This is a genomic window from Sphingomonas sanguinis (assembly GCF_001476905.1).
Classification (GTDB): Bacteria; Pseudomonadota; Alphaproteobacteria; order Sphingomonadales; family Sphingomonadaceae; genus Sphingomonas; species Sphingomonas sanguinis_B.
In genome coordinates this window covers 1-17858 of sequence record NZ_LDTE01000049.1, presented here as the reverse complement: position 1 = coordinate 17858, position 17858 = coordinate 1, and the positions used below count along the sequence as shown (strand labels likewise).

At 67.4% G+C, this 17858-nt stretch carries 16 protein-coding genes; 6 read left to right on the top strand and 10 right to left on the bottom strand.

Annotation, left to right across the window (positions count from 1 at the left end; translation table 11 throughout):
• Positions 1-64 precede the first annotated feature (64 nt).
• Together SB4_RS08895 and SB4_RS08890 are read right to left on the bottom strand one after the other, a co-directional pair.
• Complete coding sequence (locus SB4_RS08895; protein ID WP_241488556.1) at positions 65-1192, bottom strand: mannitol dehydrogenase family protein; 1128 nt, start codon at positions 1190-1192, stop codon at positions 65-67.
• Positions 1189-1527, bottom strand: coding sequence for an L-rhamnose mutarotase (locus SB4_RS08890; protein WP_058752291.1), 339 nt, complete (start codon positions 1525-1527; stop codon positions 1189-1191). Before SB4_RS08890 ends, SB4_RS08895 begins: the two co-directional genes overlap by 4 nt.
• 107 nt (positions 1528-1634) lie before the next feature.
• Here SB4_RS08890 and SB4_RS08885 point away from each other — a divergent pair, with 107 nt between their 5' ends.
• Together SB4_RS08885 and SB4_RS08880 are read left to right on the top strand one after the other, a co-directional pair.
• Positions 1635-2684: a zinc-binding alcohol dehydrogenase family protein gene (locus SB4_RS08885; RefSeq protein WP_241488555.1), complete on the top strand. Its 1050-nt coding sequence runs from the start codon at positions 1635-1637 to the stop codon at positions 2682-2684.
• 72 nt (positions 2685-2756) lie between these two features.
• Positions 2757-3581: an IclR family transcriptional regulator gene (locus SB4_RS08880; protein WP_058732235.1), complete on the top strand. Its 825-nt coding sequence runs from the start codon at positions 2757-2759 to the stop codon at positions 3579-3581.
• A gap of 11 nt (positions 3582-3592) precedes the next feature.
• On the opposite strand, the gene SB4_RS08875 is transcribed toward SB4_RS08880, so the two are convergent.
• Positions 3593-4570 (bottom strand): family 43 glycosylhydrolase, encoded by a 978-nt coding sequence (locus SB4_RS08875; RefSeq protein ID WP_058752289.1) that lies wholly within the window; start codon positions 4568-4570, stop codon positions 3593-3595.
• Between the two features lie 159 nt (positions 4571-4729).
• Here SB4_RS08875 and SB4_RS08870 point away from each other — a divergent pair, with 159 nt between their 5' ends.
• A complete protein-coding gene (locus SB4_RS08870; protein WP_058752288.1) occupies positions 4730-5857 on the top strand; it encodes a cellulase family glycosylhydrolase in 1128 nt (375 codons plus the stop codon).
• On the opposite strand, the gene SB4_RS08865 is transcribed toward SB4_RS08870, so the two are convergent.
• Both SB4_RS08865 and SB4_RS08860 read right to left on the bottom strand, forming a co-directional pair.
• The gene (locus tag SB4_RS08865) at positions 5854-7170 is read right to left on the bottom strand and encodes a glycoside hydrolase family 28 protein (protein ID WP_082670077.1); all 1317 of its coding nucleotides are present in this window, start codon (positions 7168-7170) and stop codon (positions 5854-5856) included. The two genes, SB4_RS08870 and SB4_RS08865, sit on opposite strands and share 4 nt — an antisense overlap.
• 67 nt (positions 7171-7237) lie before the next feature.
• Positions 7238-8599 (bottom strand): glycoside hydrolase family 27 protein, encoded by a 1362-nt coding sequence (locus SB4_RS08860; RefSeq protein WP_058752287.1) that lies wholly within the window; start codon positions 8597-8599, stop codon positions 7238-7240.
• Between the two features lie 197 nt (positions 8600-8796).
• On the opposite strand from SB4_RS08860, the gene SB4_RS08855 reads away from it, so the two are divergent.
• Positions 8797-10278 (top strand): sensor histidine kinase, encoded by a 1482-nt coding sequence (locus SB4_RS08855; protein WP_058752286.1) that lies wholly within the window; start codon positions 8797-8799, stop codon positions 10276-10278.
• Between the two features lie 4 nt (positions 10279-10282).
• On the opposite strand, the gene SB4_RS08850 is transcribed toward SB4_RS08855, so the two are convergent.
• Entirely contained in the window at positions 10283-11290 is a 1008-nt protein-coding gene (locus SB4_RS08850; protein WP_058752285.1) for an SMP-30/gluconolactonase/LRE family protein, read from the bottom strand.
• Positions 11291-11394: 104 nt separating this feature from the next.
• Between SB4_RS08850 and SB4_RS08845 the strand changes: the two genes are divergently transcribed.
• Positions 11395-11640: a glutaredoxin domain-containing protein gene (locus SB4_RS08845; protein ID WP_058732240.1), complete on the top strand. Its 246-nt coding sequence runs from the start codon at positions 11395-11397 to the stop codon at positions 11638-11640.
• Here the strand turns inward: SB4_RS08845 and SB4_RS08840 are convergent.
• The 4 genes from SB4_RS08840 to SB4_RS08825 all read right to left on the bottom strand — a co-directional run bounded on the left by SB4_RS08840 (position 11630) and on the right by SB4_RS08825 (position 17403).
• Positions 11630-12547: a Gfo/Idh/MocA family protein gene (locus SB4_RS08840; protein WP_058752284.1), complete on the bottom strand. Its 918-nt coding sequence runs from the start codon at positions 12545-12547 to the stop codon at positions 11630-11632. The two genes, SB4_RS08845 and SB4_RS08840, sit on opposite strands and share 11 nt — an antisense overlap.
• A gap of 110 nt (positions 12548-12657) precedes the next feature.
• Positions 12658-13596, bottom strand: a complete 939-nt coding sequence (locus SB4_RS08835) for a glycerophosphodiester phosphodiesterase family protein (RefSeq protein ID WP_058752283.1) — start codon at positions 13594-13596, stop codon at positions 12658-12660.
• Positions 13597-13676: 80 nt separating this feature from the next.
• Positions 13677-16187 carry a TonB-dependent receptor gene (locus SB4_RS08830; protein WP_058752282.1) on the bottom strand — a complete coding sequence of 837 codons (2511 nt, stop codon included), beginning with the start codon at positions 16185-16187 and terminating at the stop codon, positions 13677-13679.
• Between the two features lie 73 nt (positions 16188-16260).
• A complete protein-coding gene (locus SB4_RS08825; protein ID WP_082670075.1) occupies positions 16261-17403 on the bottom strand; it encodes an ROK family transcriptional regulator in 1143 nt (380 codons plus the stop codon).
• A 65-nt stretch (positions 17404-17468) separates the two neighbouring features.
• Here SB4_RS08825 and SB4_RS08820 point away from each other — a divergent pair.
• A partial coding sequence (locus SB4_RS08820) for an MFS transporter (protein ID WP_193753773.1) occupies positions 17469-17858 on the top strand: 390 nt, incomplete at its 3' end.

Below are 17858 nucleotides of genomic sequence, written 5' to 3'. Positions count from 1 at the left end.
CTCGGGTTACGCGCCCACTGATCGAAGACGGGGAGGATATCGCCGCCCATACCCTTCGCGACGTTTAGCTCGGTCGCGCCGCCAAGGCCCGCAACTCCGGCATCGCCACCGCCTTACCGGAGCCGTCCACCCAGCGGATAAATTCGCCAATCCGCTTGTCGACCTTGGCGGGATGACCGCCGAAGATATCCGACAGCCGGTGGTCGAGAAACGGGTTGGCGAACCGCTCCAGGGTGGTGGCGATATAGTCCTTCGCCTCGTCCGCCATTCCGTGCACGGCAAAACCGGGCAGCACCTCTTCCGCCATCACCCGGTCGAGCGCGGTGCGCGTCTCGGCGTCGGCCAGTGCGGCGCGGACCGTCTGGTCCGGCGCGTCGCCTTGCCCGTGCCAGCGGGCCGCCAGCCAGCTATGCCCCAGGTTCAGGATATGCAGCTTCAGCCGCTCGAACCGCTCCAGATCGCCGGTCAGTACGATGGCGGGATGGGTGAAGGGCAGGACCAGCGTCGGCTGCCGCTCGATCGCCCAGAGCGCATAGGGCTCGGCCACCGCCCCGGCGGGCGAGAGCGGTTCGCTGACGATCCGGTCGACCAGCGTGTTGGCCCAGATGCACGCTTTGTCCAGCCATGCGACGAACGCCACATCGCGTCCTTGTTCACGCGCCAAGCCGGTGATCGCGGCGCGCAGCACGTCGCCATTGCGCACGACCAGCTCGCACGGGAGCATCGTCACCCCCGGACGCCCTGCCTGCCAGCGGCGATGGAGCAATTCGGTCAGCATCCCGCAGAAGCTGGCCGGAACCTGATCCTCTCGCGGCGCGGCACGGTCGCCCTCGGGAACGGCATAGCCGGTGTCGCCGGTGTTGGAGACGATATGGCTCGCCGCCTCGACTGCCAGCGCGACCAGCCGGTCCCAGTCGGCGGCGGCGCTCAGGCCCTCACGCACGCTGCGCACCTGGACGGTGCGTTCTTCCCGAACACCGTCGCGCAGGCCCCGCAGGATGACCGGGAAACCCGATGGATCGGCAAAGCCCGCCAAGCGCCGCGCCCGTTCGGCATCGCGGGTCGTCTGGACGATCACGATCGGCGGCACCTCCTGTCCGGCGGCGCGGGCCTCCTCCGCGAACAGATCGACATGCGCCTGGAGGAAACGGCTGGTGCCGAATTGCAGGATTACCGGAGCAGCCCTCGTCACTGGCCGTCCAGCGCGAAGATGCGGTCCATCGCCACCCATTTCTCGCCCGGCGCGGCGTGGGGCAGTGGCTTTTGGAAGCGATCCATCGCTGCTTCCCATTTCGCATCGGTCGCCGCCAGTTCGGCGGGGATGGCGCGGGGCCAGTCGTCCGCGACCTCGGCGATCATGAACAGGCGGTCGCCGGTGCGCCAAATTTCCATCGCGGTGAAGCCCTTGGCTCGGATCGCCTCGGTTACCTCCGGCCAAGCCGCGCCGGGCGCATGGGCGCGTTCATATTCCGCGATCAGCGCGGCATCGGCGACCAGATCCAGGGCGAAACATACGCGTCGGGCCATATCGGGGCCTCCTCTCTTGTCGGTGCGCTTGGGCCGTTGGTCACCCTTTGCATGATGCTGTCGTTTTAGCGTTCCCTACCCCGCGCTTCAATGGCATATGTGAGAGTATGATCGCATATAGGAATTCGGGAGAGGCGGAGATGAAGGCGCTGGTCTGTGTGCAGCCGGAGGAGATCCGGGTCGAGCAACGCCCCCGCCCGGTGCGCGGCGATGGCGAGGTCCTGCTGCGGATGCGCCGTGCGGGAATTTGCGGCACGGACTATCATATCTATGGCGGCAAGCATCCGTTCCTCGAATATCCCCGCCTGATCGGCCATGAACTGGCGGGCGAAGTGGCCGAGGCGCCGGCGGGTTCGTCGTTGACGGTGGGGCAGGTCGTGACGATCAATCCCTATATTTCCTGCGGGACGTGCCGCGCCTGTCGCCGGGGCAAGCCCAATTGCTGCGCCCGGATCAGCGTGCTGGGCGTCCATGCCGATGGCGGCATGTGCGAATGGCTGTCGGTGCCCGAAGGCGCGGTGATCGACGCGACGGGCCTGTCACTGGACCAGGCGGCGATGGTCGAGTTCCTGGCGATCGGTGCGCATGCGGTGCGGCGCTCGGGCCTGTCCGTCGGCGAGGATGCGGTGGTCGTCGGCGCGGGGCCGATCGGCGTGGCGGTCGCACTGTTTGCGCGGATCGCCGGGGCGGGGCGTATCGTGCTGGTCGATACGCGCGCGCCGCGCCTGGCCTATGCCCGCGATCACCTGGGGCTGGACGAGGGCGTCGTCGCGGACGACGGCCTGGCCGAGGCGCTGTCGACGATCAGCAAGGGCGAGATGTTCGACCATGTGTTCGACGCCACGGGCAATATCCATGCGATGCGCGCCGGGCTCGGCTGGGTCGCGCATGGCGGCAGCTATACGCTGGTCGGCGTGTGCAAGGACGATCTGGTCTTTGCCGATCCCGAATTCCACAAGCGCGAGACGACGCTGATCGCCAGCCGCAATGCGTTGTCGGTCGATTTCGATCATGTCATCGCCAGCATCCGGTCGGGCGCTATTCCGACCGACGCGATCCGCACCCATGCGCTGACGCTGGACGAAGCGCCGCGGCGCCTGCCCGAGCTGATCGCCGAGGCGGATTCGGTCCTGAAGGCGATAGTCACCATCGCGTGACCGCTTAAGGCGACGCGCCTTGCCCGATGCCCGGCGGCGTCCTAATCGATAGGACTGGTTCTGGGGGACGGTATGACGGTCGAGGGCGGCAAGACGGGCGAGGGACGCATCCGCAAGGGCAGCTATGCCGCCCCGGCGCTCGACAAGGCGTTCCTCATCATCGAACTGCTCGCCAACCATCCGCAGGGCATGTTGGTCAGCGAGATGGCGACCGCGCTCGGCCGGTCGCTGGGCGAGCTGTTCCGTATCGTCGTGGTGATGGAGGAGGCGCGCTATCTGGAAAAGTCGCCGATCGACGACCGGTATCGCGTCACCTACAAATTCCTCGACATCGCCTATCGCGCCACGCCGGCGCGCCAGCTGACCGCCGCCGCCCTGCCCGAGATGCAGTCGCTGGCGCTGACCGTCGGGCAGTCCTGTCACTTGGTGGTGATCGAGGGCGGTGCGGGCTTGGTCATCGCGCGCGAGGAAAATCCCGGCACGCGCGGCTTCGCGCTGCGCATGGGCGCGTCGATCGACATCGTGGCGAGCTGTTCGGGCAAGGTGCTGCTGGCCTTCGCCCCCCCGGCACAGCTGGGACGGATCATCGACCGGGCCGAGCTGGCGCAGGGGCGGCCGATCGGCCGGGTGCGTCTGGCCGAGGATTTGGAGCGGGTGCGGGCGCAAGGCTATGAACTGCGCGAAAGCCCGATCACGCGCGGCGTGACCGATATCAGCTATCCGGTATTCGGCTTTGGCGGCGACTGCATGGCGGCGCTGACCATCCCGTTCCTGGAGACGATCGACGGATCGCAGTCGGTGACGATCGCCGAGGCACGACTGATCCTGGCCGAGGCGACCGCGCGTATTTCGCAGCAGCTCGGCTATCGTCCCGACAACGGCGTCGCCGCCTCGTAACGCGGCCTGCCTTAGCGCCGCCGCGCCATCGGCAGGACCGGGGCGTCTTCATCGGTCATGCGGACCGGACGGATGGTGCCATCCGGGGCATAGGTGATGCGGTCGATCGCTACCACGCGCTCGCCCTGGAATGGGCCGGGGCCGGGCGCGCGGTCCCAGCGGTGGTAGACGATCAGCCAGCGACCGTCCGGCATTTCGACGAAGCTGTGATGGCCGGGGCCCTGATGCGTAGTGTCGCTGGTCAGGATCGCGCCGCGATAGCGCCATGGGCCGATGGGCGAAGGCGCGGTGGCGTAGTGCACCGAATAGTCCGGCCCGTTGAACCGGCCATGGCTGTAGGACAGATAATAGGTGCCATTCCGCTCGTGCAGGAACGCGCCCTCGGTGAAGTGCGGCGGGGTGGCGACCGGCACTTCGCGCGCGAGGGTCACCATGTCGGGCTTTAACTCCCACACGCGCAGCTTCGCGCCCGCGCTGCCGCCTGCATAAAGATAGATCTTACCCGATCGGGCATCCTGGAAGACCATCGGGTCGATCGCCTCGAAACCCTGTCCGCCGGTGACGAGCGGACGACCGCTGTCGCGATAGGGTCCCTCCGGCCGATCGGCGACCGCGACGCCGATCCGACTGGGCGTCGGATTCTGTGGGCCGACCGAGTAATAGAGATAATATTTGCCCCCGCGCGTCGCGACGCCGGGCGCCCACAGGAAATGCTCGGGCGCACCGTCGTCCTTGATCCAGCGTATCTGATCGCGCCGGATCAGCTCGCCGCGCGGCCGCCAGGTCTTCAGTTCGCGGCTGGAAAAGGCCCCGAACCGGTCCGCGGCCCAGCTTCCGCCCGGCCCGCCGGTCGGGAAGATCCACATCTCGCCGTCGATCATCATCGCATGAGGGTCGGCCCCCTCGAACTGCGGGTTCTTCGCCGCGGCCGATCCGGCGACGGTCAGCGCCAGAACAAGCGCGGCGGCGATAGGGGCGAACGGCCTCATCCTGATCCTCTCCTCGTCGAACGGGCGCTCTGTGTCGGGCGGCGGCATCGTTCGATGACGAACATGACTTGATAAGTCCGACTTTTTCAAGGACATTCGGTCGGACACCGGCCTGGGCAAAAGACCTTGGGCGTCGACGCGGGAGAGACGGGAATGGGGATGCGCCTATGGCTGGCGGCGGCGATCGTCGCGATGGTGCCGCTACTGCCCGCCGAGGCGCGACCCCGCTGGACCGAGGCGCAGGCCAAGGCCTGGTATGACCGCCAGCCCTGGCTGGTCGGCGCGAACTACACCCCCGCCAGTGCGATCAACCAGCTGGAGATGTGGCAGGCCGAGACCTGGGACCCTCAGCGGATCGACCGCGAACTGGGCCTGGCGCAGGGCATCGGCATGAACACCATGCGGGTGTTCCTGCACGATCAGCTCTGGACGCAGGACCCGGACGGCTTTCGGCGGCGGATCGACGCATTCCTGACCATGGCGAAGGCGCATGGCATCCGCCCGCTGTTCGTGCTGTTCGACAGCTGCTGGGACCCGAACCCGAAGCTGGGGCCGCAGCATCCGCCGATCCCCGGCGTCCACAATTCCGGCTGGGTGCAGGGGCCGGGCATGGCGGGCCTGCGCGACCGGGCGAACTGGCCGAGATACCGGGCCTATGTCCAGGGGGTGATCGGCGCGTTCAAGGACGATCCGCGCGTCCTGGGCTGGGACCTGTGGAACGAGCCCGACAATGGTGCCGACCAATATCCGGGGCAGGAGGGCAAGGAACCGCTGGTCCGCGCGATGCTGGCGCAGGTGTTCGACTGGGCGCGCGCGGCCGAACCGTCGCAGCCGCTGACTTCCGGCGTGTGGCAGGGCGACGACTGGACGCCGGACGGAAAGGCCTCGGCGATGGACCGGCTGCAATTGTCGCAGTCCGACGTCATCACCTTTCACGACTATAGCTGGCCCGAGACGTTCGAGCGGCGGGTGAAGCAGTTGCTGCCCTATCACCGCCCGATCCTGTGCACCGAATATATGGCGCGCGGCAATGGATCGACCTTCGACGGCTCGCTGCCCATCGCCAAGCGCTACAATGTCGCGATGATGAACTGGGGCTTTGTCGACGGGAAGACGCAGACGCGCTTGCCCTGGGACAGCTGGAAACGGCCCTATGTGCTGGAGGAGCCGACCATCTGGTTCCACGAGGTATTCCGCCGCGACGGCACGCCCTATCGTGCGGCGGAAACGGACCTGATCCGCCGCCTGTCCGCCGCCCCCAAGGGCGTGGTGCCGGAGGTGCGTTAATCGCCCGCCGGAAACGGCAGCCAGCGCGCGGCGCAATCGGGTGCCGGGCCGATGGCGGGCGGCAGGGTCAGGCCCGGCGGGGTCGGCGATACGCCGCCCGGGCCAGCCGACAGTGCTGCATTTTCGACCTGCCACCGCGCGGTTGCGGCGAAGCGCACACCGTCCAGCGTCACCTGCACCGGGTGGTGCGCATCATGGCCCCGCAGCACGAGCGTGCCGTCCTCCCCGGTGACGCCCTTCAGCAGGATGTCGCGATAGACCGGGATATCCATCCCGCTGGCCCCCGGATCGTAGCGGGTGTCGAAGTCGATCGGCCGCTGATTGCCGCGCAGGCAGACGCCCTCATAACGAACTCGTGTCACGAGCCCGCCCCGGCTGGCATCGCTCTTGATCCGCAGGCCCGAGGTCGTGCCGTCCAGCGTCACGTTGCGGACCAGGATATCGCTGACCCCGGCATTGGTCTCACTGCCAATCGACAGGCCGTGGCCCGCATAGAAATGGCTGTCGAGGATCGAGATGTAGCGGGTAGGCCCATGCCCGGCCTTGATCGCGATATTGTCGTCGCCGGTGCGGATAAAGCTGTCGGCGATGGTCACGTCCTGCGACGCGCCCGGGTCGATGCCATCGGTGTTCCGCGCGTCGGCGGGCGTATCGATGCGGATGCCCCAGATGGTCGCACCCTCCACCCCGTTCAGCACGAGATGGAAATTGGGCGCATCGTGCAGGGTCACGCGGTAAAAGGTCAGGTCGCGCGCGTCGTCCGCTTCGATCAGCCGGGGATTGTTCTGCTTGCCGCCCTCGCGCTGGGCACGGCGGGCGAGCTGCCACCAGCTTTCGTCATGCCCGACCATGACCGCGCCGCCCGAACCGTCGATCACCCCGTCGCCGACGATCCCGCCACCGCGCGTGCCGGCGAAGGACAGGAAGGGCAGGCAGCCATTGCCCTTCGCCGCGATCGTTCCGCACAGCCCTTGCCCGCGGTCATAGGCGCGCGGATCGGGGACCGCCGTCAGGACCGCCCCGCGATCGAGCCACAGCGTCACGCCCGATTTCATGCGCAACGGCCCACTGACGAAGCGTCCCGCGCCGGTCAGCCGGACGGCGGCACCCGCCGGACAATGGTCGATCGCCGCCTGTATCCGCCGCGTCTCCTTCGGCCACGCGGCATCGTCGGGGGCCAGGCTGGTGCAGACCTGTGTCGGCAGCGCGGGCTCGCCGACCTGTCGCCGGTCCTGCGCGCTGGCCGGAGCGGCGACCAGCAGGAGGATCGGCAGCGGAGCAAGCCAGAGGCGCAGGGGCAGGGCGTTCGTCATGCGCCGCATCCTGCCACCCCGATCCCCACCACGGTATGTCCGGTTGAGGACGGTTCGTTCACCTCCCTCAGGCGCGCAGACGATAGAGCCCCGATCCGTGCGGCGGCAGGGTTCGGGCGAAGCGGCGCGTGGCCCGGCCCAGGCTCTTGCTCTCCCACAGGTCGATCGCCTCCACATCGCGCGACAGGCCCAGCTGCGACAGGGCGATGCCGACCTCCAGGGGTTTGTCGGTGGTGTTGAACAGCGCGAGATAGCGGTCGCCGGGCGCGCCTTCGGGCTTGGCGGACCAGATCCGCGTGCCGTCCGCGACGAAATGCGGCTGGTTGTCGGTCGAGGCCTGGTTGACCGCCAGCACGGCGCGGTTGGTCAGCAGGGCCAATGTGGCGGCGTCCAGATAACGCAGGTCGCCGCCCATGATCAGCGGCGAGCGTGCGATCGACCAGAGCGTCATCAGCGTCCGCTGCTCGTCGGGCGTGAACTTGGTATCGCGCTTGCCCAGCGCCAGCCGTCCAAGTGGCAGCATGTCGGCATCGGGCCATGCGCCGGGCCCGCGATGGGGTGTCCAATTCTCCAGCCGGGTGAACTGCGCCTCCAGCATCGCCCATTCGTCCCAGAAATCGTCCGAGATGCGCCACATCTGCGCATGGCGGCGGACATGCGGACCCCGGATGACGGGGGTCTCGCCCGGCGACAGGCTGAGGATGATGGGACGGCCGGTTGCGCCGATCGCCTTGTGCACCGCCTCGATCTCGGGCGCGTGGGCGTCATAGGGGCGGCTCATATCGTCCATCTTGACGAAATCGACGCCCCATCCGGCGTAGAGCGCGAACACGCTGTCATAATAGGCCTGCGCGCCGGGCTTGGTCATGTCGACGCCGTACATGTCCGGGTTCCACGGGCAGATGCTGGTGGTGTCGGCAATGTCGGCGGCGCGGTAGCGGGTGCCGAGGATCGGCAGGTTGCGCTTGACGGCCAGCCGGGGAATGCCGCGCATCAGGTGAATGCCGAACTTCATGCCCATGGCACGGACATCGGCCGCCAGCTTGGTGAAGCCGGAGCCGTCGGCGCTGGACGGAAAGCGGTTGGGCGCGGGGATCAACCGGCCATAGCCATCCATCGCGGGCATCGGCGCCGCGTTATAGGTATAGCTGGACGCGTCCGGCTCGTACCACTGAATGTCGACGGTGAAGATGTCATAGCCGAAGGGCAGCAGCTTTCGGGCCATGATGGCGGCGGTCTCGCGCGCCTGCGCCTCGGTGATGGTGGTGGCAAAGCTGTTCCAGCTGTTCCACCCCATGGGTGGGCGGGGTGCCAGCATTGCGGTGTGCGGTGGCGTCGCCATGGCGGCCGATCCCAGCATCGCGCCACCGGCCCATGCCCCGCCCGCCAGCGCCTGCCGACGGCTGATCCCGCCGCTATCGATAGTCATCCGTTCCTGCTCCCGTCACGGTTATGTTTTAGTCGAACAAGTGTAGAGGATGCCGAGGGTAGGGCAAGGATTATGCCGTGCGCCGAAAGTCGGACATTCGATCACGTCGTCCCGTCGTGTCGCTTTAATATGCGCAGCATACGTGGCCCTTTCGGGCTGCTATGGCAGCGGAAGCGAGGATGTAGGCGGCTGTCGGAATGGCGCGGGTGGAAGAGACGAACGGGCAAAAGCAGGACGCCGCCGTGTTGCAGGCCAGCTATGAGCTGTTGCAGGCGACCATGGACGCGTCGACCGATATGATTCAGGTGTTCGAGGCGATCCGCGACGACCAGGGTCGGATCGTCGATTTCCGCTGGGTGCTCAACAACCACACTTCGGCCAGCCGCTATGGCGAGGTGCATGGCGAAAGCCTGTTGCAGCGCAATCCGGGGGTGATCGTCGAGGGTATTTTCGACGCCTTTTGCCGCGTGACCGAAACCGGCCAGCCCGAGCAGGCCGAGCATCACTATACCCATGAACAGTTTGATGGCTGGTTCTATCAGACGGTCGTGAAGCTAGGCGACGGCGTGGCGACGACGACGCGCGACATCACCGAGTGGAAGGTGGCGCAGGCCGAGATATTGCGGCTTCGCGAAGAGGTGGTGCAGGTCAAGCTGGCCGAGACGGAGAGCCAGCTTGCGGCGATCTTCGCGACCGCGCCGGTCGGCCTGTCGGTCATCACGCCGGACGGGCGCTTCCAGCGGGTGAATGACGAACTGTGCCGCATCCTCGACCGTCCCGCCGAGCTGCTGCTCCGCTCCAGCGTGGCCGATATCACCCATCCCGACGATATGGCGCCCAGCCTGGCGGCGATCGAACAGGCCGCGGCGACCGGCCGTCCCCGCACGCTCGACAAGCGGTATTTCCGCCCCGACGGCTCGCAGGTCTGGGCGAGCAGTACGATCTCGCTGCTGCCGCTGGCGGGCGGGCATGGCAACCGCTTCCTGGTGGTAACCGCCGACCTGACCGAGCGTCACAAGACCGAGGCCGCGTTGCGACGGAGCGAGGCGTCGCAGCGCGTGCTGATCGCCGAGTTGCAGCACCGGACCAGCAACCTGATGGGGGTCGTTCGCTCCATCGCCGACCATACGGCGCGCGGGACCGACGAACTGCCCGATTTCCTGGCGCATTTCGACGATCGGCTGGCGGCGCTGTCGCGGGTGCAGGGGCTGTTGTCGCGGTTGAGCGACCATGACCGGGTATCGTTCGAGGACCTGATCCAGACCGAATTGGCGGCGATGGACGGACGGGCGGGGCGGGTGACGCTGGACGGGCCGAAGGACGTGCGGCTGCGCTCTTCGACCGTGCACACGCTGGCGATGGCGCTCCACGAACTGGCGACCAACGCGATCAAATATGGCGCGCTGGGCCAGGCCGATGGGCGGCTGTCGATCACCTGGTGCCTCGACCCGTCCGGCCCGGACGGCAAGCCCTGGCTGCATATCGACTGGCGGGAGAGTGGCGTCGCCATGCCGCCGCCCCAGCCCCATCCCCGGCGGGGCGGCCAGGGGCGCGAGCTGATCGAGCGGGCGCTTCCCTATCAGTTGAACGCGCGCACCACCTATGAGCTGGGCCCCGACGGGGTGCATTGCACCATCGCCATCCCCGTCTCCACCAGTAGGGTCGAGGCTGCGGCCTAGCCGCTCAGCCCTGCCAGCCGGGGCGCAGGGCGAGGCGCAGGATGCGGTCATTGGCCGCCATGAACAGCGCGCGGCCGCCCTCGCCAAAGGCACAATTGGCGATCGGCGCGTCTTGTTCGATCAGGCCCAGCGGTTCGGCCTCCGGGGTCATCAGCATCATGCCGCCGGGCACCGAGCAGACGAGCGTCCCGTCGCGCGCGACCTTCATCCCATCGGGCAGTCCCGCACCGCCCGACGCCGCCATCGTCCGCGCATCGAGCAGGACACGCCGCCCGCTCACTTGCCCGCGCGGATCGACGTCATAGACCATGATCCGGGGCGCCGCCGAATCCGAGACCGAGACATAGAGGCGCCGCTCGTCGGGAGACAGGGCGACGCCGTTGGGTCGGGTCAGCGTGCCGTCGATCAGGTCGATCCGTCCATCGGCGCGGCGGCGATAGACGCCGTTGACCGGCTGCTCCTTCAACGAGGAGGAATCGCCGTCCTGAAAGCCATAGGGCGGGTCGGTGAACCAGATCGCCCCGTCGCGCGCGACGTGCAGGTCGTTGGGGCTGTTGAAGCGCTTGCCCGCATAACGATCGGCCAGCACCGTTCGGCGGCCGCTTGCCAAGTCGACCCGGTCGATGCTCCGCCCGCCGCTATTGGCGATCAGCAGTGCGCCGCGCGCGTCGAGCGCCAGACCGTTGGCACCAGGCTCGCGCACCAGCCGGGGATCGGTGCCACCCGCGCCCGAGGGGTTCAGCACCACCGAAACGCCGCGCCCCCGTTGCCACCGGCGCACGATATTGGCGGGCGGATCGGAGAATAGCAGATAGCCGCCGCGCGGCACCCACACCGGCCCTTCCGCCCAGCGGATATCGGTCGCGATCACTTCCGGCTCGGTGCCCGGCGCGATCATCCGGTCGAGGCCGGGCGACAGGCGGCGAAGGCGCGGCTCGGTTTCGGCCGCTGCGCCGGGGGTGGCGACCAAGGCAAGACCGGCGGCAAGGACGGAGCGGCGGGTGGGTGTCATGCGGCGAATGATGCGGGAAGCCCCGGTGGGGCGCAAGCGTCGGCGGAGAAGCGGAACCCTTTGTGCGGGTCGACGCTCTGACGGGACGACCACAGGAGACGAACATGGCGGAGCAGAAGACGGCGATCCTCTACCGGATGATCCTGCCCGAGCACACCTGCCCCTTCGGCGTGCGGGCCAAGCAGATGCTGGAGGCGGCGGGTTATCAGGTCGACGACCGCATCCTGTCGTCACGTGACGAGGTCGACGCGTTCAAGGCGGAGCAGGACGTCGCCACGACGCCGCAAGTCTTTATCGACGGCGAGCGGATCGGCGGCAGTGACGCGCTGGAGGCGTATCTCAGCCGATAGCGCGTCCGACCAGCCGCTCGGCGCTCTCGGTCACCGCCTCGCACAATTCATGGGTGGCGAGGATATCCTGCGCCGGCGTCGCCCTGCGCTCGCGTGCGGCGGCGAGGAAATCGAGGCACATTGCCTGGAACCCGCGCTGCTCGCCGACCGTGGTCCAGTCGCCCCGCCGCGCGCGGCTTTCGGTCCCGGCGGCGATGCGGACCTGCGTGGCCATATCCAGCACCGCATGGCGAACACCGCCACCGGTCAGCTCCAGCCGTTCTTCGTTGAGGCCGCTGTCGCGGTGCATCATTCCGATGGCGGTAAAGCCGTCGCCAGCCAGCATCAGCGTGACCGCATGCAGCCGCCCGTCGACCATGCGCGGTTCGATCACGCGGCGACGCACCGCTCCGGGGGCGAGGAACAGCAGCGTGTCGACGACATGGATGAAGTCGTCGAAGACCACCCGGCGCGGAGCGTCCGGCTGGCGATGGCGGTGCTTCTCCATGACGATCAGGTCGGCGCCCGATCCCCGCAGCGCCGCATAGCAGGGTGCGAACCGCCGGTTGAAGCCGACGCGCAGCAGCGTGTCCTGCGCCTGCGACAGGGCGACCAGACGTTGCACCTCCGTCAACGTATCGGCCAGCGGCTTGTCGACAAAGGTCGGGATGCGCGCAGCGAGCAGACGCTCTACCAATGCCGGATGCGCCTCGGTCGCGGCATGGACGAAGGCGACGTCGAACGGACCCGTGCGCAGGGCTTCGTCCAGACTGGAATACGCCCCCGCCACGCGAAACGCGCGCGCCGTGTCGTGCAGGACCTGCGCGTTGCGGGTCACCAGATGCAGTTCCAGCGACGGCTGCACCGCGAGGACGGGCAGATAGGCTTTGTGCGCGATGTCGCCCAGACCGATGACCAGCACTCGCATTCCTGTCTCCTCCGGTCGCCTGTCGCACGCAGGATCGGGGCCCCGCCGCGCAGGCGGGGCTTTCCCGTACCATCGGGGTGCCTGTCAAACCCCGTTGGGACCGGTTCCCGTTACCGCGTCCTGCCTTCGCGTTCGTCGCGGTAGCGGAGCAGGTCTTCGACCGCATCGGTCTGGAACAGCTTCACGCCCATGTCGGCCAGGCGTCCCCACACCGCCTTGGGGTCCTGCCGCGCCTCAGGGTCACCGCCCATGCCGGTCACGAAGCCCTTGAACAGCGTGTTGATCCAGATGGGCACGCCCACCGCCTTGGCGCGCTGCATGACGCGGGGCAGGGTGGTCAGCGGTAGGACGGGCAGCTCGATCGCGATCGGCTTGACCCGGCCCGCCATCTGGTTGGCAATGATCTGCGGCACGTCTCCGGCATCGGGTTGCGGGCTGATCGGGATGACCGCGAAGGGAACGCGGTCATAGGGCGCGATCGCGGCGAGCGGCACCGACGCGACACCGGCAAAGGTCTTGACGATCACCCGGTCCTGCGCGCCCGCCCGGTGCACGGCATCGACCACCTCGCCATAGATAGCATCCTTAACGTCGAGGTTCAGGACGACCCGACCCTTTGCGAGCGCCAGCAGTTCGTCCAGCGTCGGGATATGCTGGTCGGTCAGCGCGGCCCCCGCGCCGCCCTCGTCCTGGCGCAGGCGCAACGCCTTCAGCTGGGCGAGGCTGAGGTCGGCGACCTTGCCGGTGCCATTCGTGGTCCGGTCGACGCTGTCGTCGTGCATGATGACCAGATGGCCGTCGCGGCTGCGGCGCACATCGGTTTCCATCACATCGGCACCCAGCGCGACACACTGCATCAGCGCGGCGGGCGAGTTTTCCGGCGTCGTGCCCAGGCCATGACGCGGCGCGGCCTCGTGACAGCCGCGGTGCGCGATGACGATCAGGCCGCCCTCAGGATCGTGGAGACGGCGCATCGTGCCTTCGGGCGAGGCATGGGCGGCGGACGCGGCAAGGCAGGTGGCGATGACGGCCAAAAGCGGACGGTTCATGACGGGCTTTCGATCAAAAAGGGGGGCGGGCGGCCAGAGAGGCTGCCCGCCCCAGGGTGGGGATGGGTGTCAGCCGCCGATCACCATTTGCGGCTGACGATCAGGCGCACATTGCGCCCGAACAGGGGACGTCCGAAGATCGCGGTGGGCACGCCCTGGCCGAAGCGGTCGCCCGCCGTATTGCCCTCGGTAAAGCCGTGCGCGTTGGTGATGTTGTCGCCGACGACCTGAAACTGCCACGCGCCCGACGTCACGATCCCGCCCAAACCGAACGACCCATAGGCGGGCAGCGCGGTCGAGTTGAAGAAGTCGGTGTAGCGGCGGCCGACATAGTCGTAGCGGCCATAGATGCTGACATTCGCATCGCCGATTGGGAAGTCGGTGGTGGGGCGGACGTTCAAGAAGAGCTTGGGCTCGCGGATGATCTGCTTGCCGTTCGCCCGGCTGCCGTCGAGGCCGGTATTGCTACTGAAGTTCAGATAGCGCGGGTTCTGCACCGTGACCGAACCTGCGACCGAGAAGGGACCGGTCAGCTTCAGGCGGCCATCGGCCTCCATGCCCTTGGTCTCGGCGGTGCCGATGAAGTTGGTCGTCACGTCGGCGCGCCCGGTCGCGGAGTTGAAGCCCGCAAAGCTGGCGTTGAGCGGATCGAACTTGGTGTAGAAGCCGGTGACGTAGAGGTATGAGCTGCCCGCAGCCAGTTTCACGCCCGCCTCATACAGCTTGGCCTTGGTCGGGATGACGGCCGGGGTCGGATAGCTGAAGGCGAGGGGCGTGCCCGGCGGCACTTCCAGCTGCGAGGCGCGCAGATACATGCCGATATGGCGGCTGAGATCGTAATTCGCGCCGACCGTCCAGTTGGACGCCTGCTGCTTCAGCTTGAGCGCGCCGGTCGAGCCGGTGAAGCCGCGTGTGCTGTTGTCGGCCAGCGTCGTCGCATCGCCCAGATTGTACGAGCCGGTCAGCCGGGCATAGCCGTTATAGCTGTACCATTCGTGGCGAATGCCCGCATCGAAGCGCAGCCGGTCGGTGATGTCCCAGGTGTCGGTGCCGTAGAGCGCGATCACCTGCCCCTCGACACTGCCCGCATTCAGCGACACCGCGTCGTTCAGCGAGCCCTTGTCGGTGACATAGCCCATCACCGCGCCGTTCGCGCCATAGGCCGCGAGGTCGAGCAGTTGCGGCTTCGACTTCACCTGGATCAGATAATTCTGGTACGCGGTGAACATCTTCTGGCCCCAGAACGCGCCATAGGTGCCGACACGGATGTCGTGGCTGCCGATGCCGGTATCGAACTTGCGCGTGACCGACAGGTCTCCTTGCGTCGAATAGAAGTCGGTCTGGATCGAGCGATACTGCGCCTGCATCACCAGCCCGGAGTCGCTCGCCGGATCATAGGGCGTCTGCCCGCCGGTGCCCGCGATGCTATAGCCCATGCGCGTGATGCCGGGGCCGAACGCGGTCGTGGCGGCGGCCAGGTAGTTGTTGGCGAAGCTCGTGCCGTCGACCGGGTTGGACGTCGAGTAGAAGGCGTCGAAATGCACCTTGCCCATCGTCAGGCCGCCCTTGGCCGAGACGTGCCAGTCGCCGTGATCGCCCTCATAGTCGAAGGCGACATTGCCGAACTGGATGTGACGGCCATTGGCCAGGTCGCCGCGCTGGGTCTGCACGATGCCCGATCCGTCGCGGTATTTGATGCTGACGTCGCGCAGCGCGGGCGTGTTCAGCGTGCCGTTGAAATAGTCGATATAGGGGTTGAGGCTGACCGACGGATTGCGCGGATCGTTGGTCGGGATCGACAGATAGAAGACATTGTGGTCGTCGGTATATTGCCCCGACAGCTTGATGAAGCCGTTGGCCAGGTCATGCTTGATATTGGCGCGGATCTGGCCGCCGCGATCGCTGGGGAAGCCCGAGTCGCGATAGCCGTCATGATAGCGGAGGAAGCCGCCGATCGCGTAATAGGTGTCCTGGTTGACCGGGCCCGCCTGATAGGCGTCGAGCCGCAGATAGCCGGTGTCGCCGACCGTCGCCTGCACCTTGCCACGCGTCGTCGGCGTGCCGGTGACGGTGATGACATTGGCGATGGCGGCCGCCGTGCTGGCGTAGATCGGGGCCGGACCACCGCGCACGACTTCGATCCGATCGGTCATCAGGTCGAGCCGGTTCATCCCGTCGCCCTGGTTGAAGAACCAGCCGTCCAGCTCCTGGAACAGCGGCAGGCCGTCCTGCTGGTAATAGAGGAACCCGCGATCGGTCGGGATGCCGCGCACGCGGGTGATGTTCTGTACTTCGCCGCCGGTCGCCTCGACATGGATGCCGGGCAGGGTGCCGATCAGGTCGGTGGTGCTCTTGGGCGCCAGCTTCTGGATATCGGTCTGCGACAGCGAATTGACGGCATAGGACACGTCGAAGCGGCGCTGCTGCCGGGCCGAGCCGGTGACGATGATGTCCGAATGGTCGGCATCGGGCTTGGCCGCGTCGGGTGCCGTCGTTTCGGCCTGCGACGGCTTTTGCGTCTGGGCCAAGGCCGGTTGCGTCATCATCGGTGCCACGAACAGCGCCGCGCCCGCCAGGAATTTGGTCTGCATGCTAACCCCCCAAGGTTTCGGAATGCGGACCCCTTGGCGGTCGTCGATGACAGTTTTATTTGCTTACATGTAATTAAATGGGGGCATGGGTCGCGGTGATGGCATGGACCGGTATCATCGCCGCGCCGATCACCACGGCCCGGCTGCCGATCGTGGAGGCATGGATATCCGGCAGCGACGAGCGGTAATTGTCCTTGCGATGGCGCGACCGCTCGGACAGCCCGTCGCCGATCCGCCGGAGCAGCGGCAGCGGCAGTGCGCCGGAGATGACCACCGCGCCCGGATCGAGCCAGACGGTACCGCTCATCACCGCCAGGTCGAGCTGTCCGATCACCCGCTCGGTCCAGGCGGTGATGATCTCGGCATGGCTGTCCAGCAGCCCCTCGATCTCGGCCAGCGAGTCGATCGCCACACCCTGTTCGCGCAGGGTCAGGAGCAGGTCGATGCCGGAGGGGCGTTCGCGGTGACCGGGAAACAGCCGCCCGACCTCCCCGGCATTGCCATGTTCGCCCAGGAACAGGTCACGCTCGGCGATCAGGCCGCCGCCGATGCCATGGCCCAGGAACAGCGTCAGGATCGATCGATAGCGCCCGATGATCCCGTCCTGATAATATTCGGCCAGCGTCGCCGCGCTCGCGTCATTCTCGATCCAGACCGGCATGCCCAGCGCATCGCCCAGCAGCTCGGCGAGCGGCACCTCGTTCCATCCCGCCACCCGGTCGACGACGATGCGCCGGTTGCGGTCGCCGGGCAGCGCATAGCCGGGCACCGCGACGCCTAGTCCCAGGAACCGGCCGCGCATGAAGCCATGCGTCGCCGCCAGCGCCTGGAGCCGCGCCTCCACGACCTTGGCGAAGACGCGCGGGTCGGGGCTGTCGAACGGTGTCGTGTCATGGACTAGCGGTCGCCCGCGAAAATCGACAATCACCAGTTCCAGCCAGCCGGGATGCGGCGTGGCCCCGATCGCCCAGCCGCCATGGCCCGACACGGTCAGCGGCACCATCGGCCGCCCGCGCGTGCCCGCGTCCAGCGAGCCGAGTTCCTCGATCAGGTCCAGCGCCTGCAGCGACTGGGTCAGCCGCGTCATCGTCGCGCCGTTCATGCCCAGCAATTGTGCCAGCCGGGTGCGTGGCGCGGCCCCTTCGATCCGCAACTGCATCAGCACGCGGCGCTGCGGTTCGCTCAGGCGGATTTGTGGACGATGCGGGCGGGCCATCGGGCGGCCCTATATTTTCGCCGTGTCAAATAAATGAAAGCCGCCGGGTCTAGGGGCGTGGGTCCATGGCGACGGTCGACCCCGACATCCTTTCCACCGAGTCCTCTGCCCGCACGGGGCGGGGAGCGGACGGATCGGTCCTGAGCACCCAGCTCGGCTATAGCTGCGCCAATATGGGCAAGAGCGTGGTATGGACCAGTTTCGAGAGCATCATGCTCTTCTATCTGGTGTCGATCGCGGGGTTCGGTCCGCTGGCGGCGGGGGCGTTGCTGGCGGTCACCTTGCTCTGGGATGCGGCGTTCGATCTGGCGGTCGCGCGCTGGACCGATGCGCGAGGCGGCTCCCAGGGACTGGCCCGGCTCGTCCTGTTCGGCGCGCCGTTGTGCGGCATGGGCTTCTGGCTGATCTTCGTGTTGCAGGCGCCGATGGCGGTGGCGGCGGCGATCGTCGCGTGC